This window comes from Paenibacillus sp. ACRSA (assembly GCF_022346845.1).
In the GTDB taxonomy this organism is placed as follows: Bacteria; Bacillota; Bacilli; order Paenibacillales; family Paenibacillaceae; genus Paenibacillus.
The window spans coordinates 913,114-919,395 of sequence record NZ_JAKRNP010000003.1 but is presented as its reverse complement, the minus strand read 5'-3'; the positions used below and the strand labels follow the sequence as shown (position 1 = coordinate 919,395).

Sequence of the window (6,282 nt, the reverse complement as noted above, 5' to 3'; positions counted from 1 at the left end):
GTTTGGTGGCGATAGCGGAGGGGTTCCACACGTACCCATCCCGAACACGACCGTTAAGCCCTCTAGCGCCGATGGTACTTGGACCGCAGGGTCCTGGGAGAGTAGGACGCCGCCAAGCAAAGAACCACTGCCGATGTTATTCGGTGGTGGTTTTTATTTATGTTCTTAGAACAACCTAATCTTAGACTAGGCTGTTTTTTTATATTTATGTAATAAACCTCATGTCGGATTAGAAGATCGTGCATGTACCTATAAACATAAGATTAAATTCAAACTATCCCGAAACGGGTTATGAATGCTTAAGGGTCCTTTGAGATATATTAACAAAATGGTTGGATTATAGATCAATAATGATCGTTCTCATTTAAGATGAATAGCTCTTGTTCTATTCTATTTTGGAATGATCGCTGCAATTTATTATTTTTTAGTACCAGATACTAATAGTAGGTGCTATAATAATAAAAACACTAACGGAGGTGCTAGTATGAATCAATCAAAAGCGATAATCACCGCATTCGGAACATATGTGCCAGAGCGCATCCTAAGTAACGCTGATCTGGAGAAAATGGTTGATACGAGCGATGAATGGATTGTACAGCGTACTGGCATGAGAGAACGCCGGATTGCGGATGACAACCAATATGTATCTGACTTGGCTACAAAAGCTGTTGAAGATATGATCGGTCGTTACCAGGTTAACGTAAATGATGTTGATATGATTCTATTTGCAACCAGCACACCTGAATATGCCTTTCCAAGTTCAGCTTCCAGAGTACAGGCCAATCTTGGCATTCCGCATACAGGAGTACTTGATCTAAATGCTGCTTGTGCAGGATTTACGTATGGTATGCAAATGGCAGATAGCTTAGTAACAAGTGGAATGTATCGCAAGATATTAGTGATTGGGGCAGAGACTTTATCTAAAATTACGGATTATACCGACCGCACAACCTGTGTGTTATTTGGGGATGGAGCTGGTGCCTTTTTAGTGGAACGATCTGATGGAGAAGGCGACTTTATGGCAGCAATCTCAGGAACACACGGAGAAGGCGGGGTTCATTTATATAAGAGTGGTTTGTCGTCAGAGATGAATGGGTTACCTTTAAAGGTCGAGGGGAGCCTTGTTCAAAACGGTAGGGAAATCTACAAATGGGCTGTACGCATGATTCCTGAACAATTAAGCCATCTCATCACGAAGGCAGAATTAGAGCCTGAGCAGATTGACTGGTTTGTGCCGCACAGTGCCAATATGAGAATGATCGAGGCAGTCTGCGAACGTGGCCCGATTCCTCTGGAACGAACGTTAACCAGTATGGAATACCGGGGGAATACGTCTGCTGCGTCCATCCCACTTGCATTGCAGCTTGCAGTGGATGAAGGAAAGCTGAAGCATGGTCAACGAGTGGCATTGTTTGGATTCGGAGGTGGCTTAACGTACTCGGGTCTCGTCCTAAAATGGGGCGTGCCAGACAGAGCCTAATCTCAAGCATGATTCCTGACATTATATCGAAGAAAGATGGGATACCGCTCAATATAGAGCGGTATCCCATCTTTCTTTTTTTCTTAATATCTTTTACCCTAACTAGAAAAATGAGCTGTTGATCTGATAACAGGAACATAATGGGTGAACTTGTGTGCTTTCATTATTATCTCTACTTTACCATGAGCCATAGTTTAGGATCTGAACCTTTTACATGATAAAACGGGTCATCTACATATGACTAATATAATGATAGCAGAGGAGCTGTGACTAAGTCGGCAAAATAATTACGGTGTCAGCTCAGGCGCTTGACGGTGATGAGTTCCTTGCTCGTAGCTATAAGCTAGCTTGATCAGTGTACCTTCGTCGAATGCACGCCCCAGAAACTCGATCCCTACTGGTAAGCCGTCAGTTGTGAAGCCTGCTGGAACTGTGATTGCTGGGAAACCAGAAAATGGACTGAGTCGGTTGTTGCCACCGGAAGTTTGTCCTTCGCCAATAAGGCCAGCAGCCTGTGTGGATGTAGGATAGATAATGGCATCCAGGTTATGATCTGCCATGACTTTCAGCAGTGACTCACGTGTAACTTGAGTACGTTTCAGAACGATGTCCTTATATTCTGTCGTATCTAACGTTTCACGTGCATCTCGTGCTCTCATTGATTGCTCCTGCGCTTTGTCGAATTCTCCAGAAGCGATGATCTCAGACAGACTATGGTAAGGAGCCTCTTCGCCTAATGAATCAAGGTAATCATTTAACTGGAATTTGAATTCGTATCCACTGAGACTTGGATATTTATTGATCTCCGTCAGGTTCGGGATGGAGATCGGAACTGCGGTAGCACCGAGTGATTTAAGTTCCTCCACTGCATTATGGATGACGTCAGCGACAGCCCTTTCTTCTGCTTTGGTGCTTGGAATCAGTTCTGGAGCGACACCAATACGTGCTCCTTTAAGCCCGTTAACATCCAGGAAGTCTGTGTAACTAGAAGGGATTTTGCCTACAGCGTAAGCAGTAGACACATCTTTTTTATCGTAACCTACAGTAGCATCGAGCATAATTGCAGCATCACTTACTGTACGAGCCATAGGGCCACCAACATCCTGCGTCAACGCCAGTGGAATGATACCTTCACGACTGGACAGTCCGATCGTTGGACGAATGCCTACGAGACTATTGAAGCTGGACGGAATACGGATTGAGCCACCTGTATCTGTACCCAAGCCGGCAGCAGCGAAGTTTGAGGCAATAGCAGCTCCTGTTCCGCCGCTAGAGCCACCTGGATAGTGATCAAGCGCATATGGGTTAAGTGTTTGACCTCCTAGTGAGCTGGATGTCGTGATGCCAAATGCGAACTCGTGCAGGTTCGTTTTGCCTAATATAATGGCGCCTGCTGCCTTAAGTTTCTTCACTTGTTCAGCATCGTGAGCTGGGATAGAGTCTTTCAGACAGATACAGCCAGCAGTGGTTGGCATATCATTGGTATCGAAGTTGTCTTTCACAAGAACTGGAATGCCATGTAGCGAACCACGAGCACCCTGAGCTGCCCGTTCTGCGTCTAATTGCTCTGCGATTTGCAGTGCATCTGGGTTTATTGTGAGAACAGCGTTAATGCTGACTCCCTGATCATCGTATTTTTCGATACGATCAAGGTATTGTTGTACGAGCTCTTTGGATGTCAGTTTCCCTTGCGTCATTGCCATCTGAAGATCCATGATCGTGGCTTCCTCCAGAACGAATGGTTTTATGTAGTTATATACACGGTCTTTTAATACAGCGACATCGTTCTCAGTAAGAATAGCGTTAGGTAGGAAGAGAGTATCCGTATACCCTTTCATCAGCCCAGCAGCGTTTAAAGAGGCTACAGCATCAGCATAATCAGCCTGTTCGGGTACATCCTTGAAGGAAATTGTGGCAGGGTCGAGTTTAAGCCATTGTTGCAAGGCTACGGCAACATCCTTACGCTTAATGGTAGTGCCGGAGAGCCTGTCCATAGTAAAAGGCACGCCTGCAAGCGTAGCCGCTTCTTCCATGGCTCCTACGAATGTTGCAGCACTAGCTGGTGTTTTGGCCAGGGTTATCGTTGCAGTAGAAGTTTTACTAGCTGGAGTAGCTGTTGCGGCAAATGCTGAAGGTACAGTAGTTCCTCCCCAAGTTGCAGCGATGACAGCACTCGCCATTAACAATGCCCCACTTTTTCTAAATACAGATCCATGATTAGTCATGTATCCACGCTCCCTTCCTGTGTCTCAGATGATGTGTGTAATTAATCTGTGAACAATATGCTTTTGCACATTCTATATGCATGTTAGGTAATCTTACAATTCTAATATTTATCCAAAAAAACGCATACATAATAACTTTATGTGAGTATTCCTCACAATATCTCTTGTTTTCATGTGCTAACAAAAGATATGAATCTATATATTTCTTGGAAATATAACTCATACATAACATTCACATAACACAAATTGGTCGTAAGCAATGTTATATGAAGTATAGGGTATAAGAAGTACCGATCTGGAATAGAAGCGCAAAGCATACCTCCACTGTGAAATGATATAATGAAATAATCTAAACAGCAGAACGTTAAGTGTATGTTCCAAAGCGGACGTTCTGAATAACCTCTTAATGTTTTACCAGAAAGGAAGAGATATGAAGTGAAGACATTGGTACTCGCAGAAAAACCGTCTGTCGCACGCGAAATTGCCAGAGTTATGGGGGCGCGTGATAAACATAAAAGTTATATTGAAGGGCCAAAATACATCGTAACCTGGGCGCTTGGGCATCTTGTAGGTCTTGCAGAGCCAGAGGATTATGACAAAAAATATGCAACATGGAATCTTGAAGATCTACCAATTCTGCCGGAGCGTACCAAGCTTAAAGTGCTTCGGGAAACGAATCATCAATACAAAGCGGTACAGCAATTAATGAAACGTCAGGATGTTGGCGAATTGGTCATCGCTACAGATGCCGCACGTGAGGGAGAATTGCTGGCCCGGTGGATTATGCAGATGGCACAGTGGAAGAAGCCGTTTAAACGTTTGTGGATTTCTTCTCAGACAGATAAGGCGATTAAGGATGGATTTGCATCACTGAAGCCAGGCAGTCAATTCGATCGTCTCTATGAATCTGCACGCTGCCGTGCGGAAGCAGACTGGATGATTGGACTGAATGTAACGCGTGCTCTAACTGTTCGTTTCAATGCGCAGTTGTCAGCTGGCCGTGTTCAGACCCCAACCTTGGGCATGATTATGGATAGAGAAAATGAAATAAATGGCTTCCGCTCACAAGAATATGAGACATTGACAGCAGATCTAGGTGGTTTTCAGGCCGTTTGGCGGGCAAGTGGCGGGGATTCTCGGATCTTTGACCCACAGGAAATGCAACAACTGAAGCAACGGATTGAGGGGCGTAAAGGTACTATCTCTCAAGTGAAGAAGAGTGAGAAGGTAGAGCCGCATCCACTAGCATACGATCTGACAGAGCTACAGCGAGATGCTAACAGAAAATACGGTTTCTCTGCCAAACAAACATCAAATGTTCTACAGCGCTTGTATGAACAGCACAAACTTGTTACGTATCCGCGTACAGACAGCCGTTATTTGACCTCTGACATGGTGGGTACGCTTAAAGAGCGGCTGGAGAGTGTAGCTATTGGTCCTTATGCCTCTATCGCACGTCCTTTGCTGCGCAAAAACCTGAATATCACGAAACGCATCGTAGACGACAGTAAAGTAACAGATCACCATGCCATCATTCCGACGGAGCAGACCGTGCTACTGAATCAACTTAGTCCGGAGGAACGTAAACTGTATGATCTCATTGTTCGTCGTTTTATCAGCTTGTTCTATCCAGCAGCTAGGTATGATTCTGTAGCGATCACCGTTCAGATCGGCAATGATTCATTCCATGCCAAAGGCACAACCGTGAAAGACAGTGGATGGCGTGAAGTATATGGTGGGGATTATAGCGATGATGACGATGACCGTACGGAAGATGATGCTAATCATGGGTCTGTGCTTCTGCCAGATGTGCAGCAAGGGCAGTCTGTAACCGTTCAGCGTTGTCATGTGAAGAGTGGACGGACGATGCCGCCTAAACGGTACACAGAAGCTGCTCTGCTCTCTCAGATGGAGAAACATGGACTTGGCACGCCAGCTACAAGGGCAGATCTCATTGAAAAACTGGTGAACTCCGATACGATTGATCGTCAAGGCAACAGCATGCACCCAACAGGTAAAGGAAAACAGTTAATTGAGCTTGCAGCTCCGCAGCTTCGCACCCCAGAACTAACGGCACGCTGGGAGGCAGAACTCGAGCGGATTGCTCGCGGACAAGGTAAACCAGGTCCTTTCCTGGATAGTATTCGTTCGATGGCGAAAGAACTGGTGTCAACGGTTAAAGGCAGTAAAGCTGAATACAAGCCTCATAATGTATCCAATAGTCACTGTCCTGACTGTAATGCACGATTGCTAGAGAAAAAAGGAAAGCGCGGTAAATTCTTAGTTTGTCCTACAGAGGACTGTGGTTATCGCCGCTCAGCAGAGAAGAGATTGTCGAACCGCCGCTGCGCACAGTGTCACAAAAAGATGGAGATCAAAGAAGGCAAAGCGGGATTATACGTGCAGTGCCTGCCTTGTGGAATCACGGAGACATTGGATAAGGATAAGAAGCATGTGAACAAACGCGAACAGCAAAAGCTGGTGAAGCAATATGCGAAACAGGAATCCATCGGTTCCAATCTCGGTGATTTGCTGAAGGCGGCTATGGAGAAGAAAGAGAACTAAAGGTGCAGGAGC

At 45.3% G+C, this 6,282-nt stretch carries 3 protein-coding genes and 1 rRNA gene; 3 read left to right on the top strand and 1 reads right to left on the bottom strand.

The annotated features are described in order from the left end of the window. The first annotated feature begins 1 nt into the window (after position 1). A 5S ribosomal RNA gene (gene rrf / locus MH215_RS13525) occupies positions 2-118 on the top strand. A 366-nt stretch (positions 119-484) separates the two neighbouring features. Beyond that, the gene (locus MH215_RS13520) at positions 485-1,480 is read left to right on the top strand and encodes a ketoacyl-ACP synthase III (protein ID WP_239290782.1); all 996 of its coding nucleotides are present in this window, start codon (positions 485-487) and stop codon (positions 1,478-1,480) included. A gap of 287 nt (positions 1,481-1,767) precedes the next feature. On the opposite strand, the gene MH215_RS13515 is transcribed toward MH215_RS13520, so the two are convergent. Continuing rightward, positions 1,768-3,705, bottom strand: a complete 1,938-nt coding sequence (locus MH215_RS13515) for an amidase family protein (RefSeq protein WP_239290780.1) — start codon at positions 3,703-3,705, stop codon at positions 1,768-1,770. 435 nt (positions 3,706-4,140) lie between these two features. On the opposite strand from MH215_RS13515, the gene MH215_RS13510 reads away from it, so the two are divergent. Continuing rightward, positions 4,141-6,270, top strand: a complete 2,130-nt coding sequence (locus MH215_RS13510; RefSeq protein ID WP_239290778.1) for a DNA topoisomerase III — start codon at positions 4,141-4,143, stop codon at positions 6,268-6,270. Positions 6,271-6,282 lie beyond the last annotated feature (12 nt).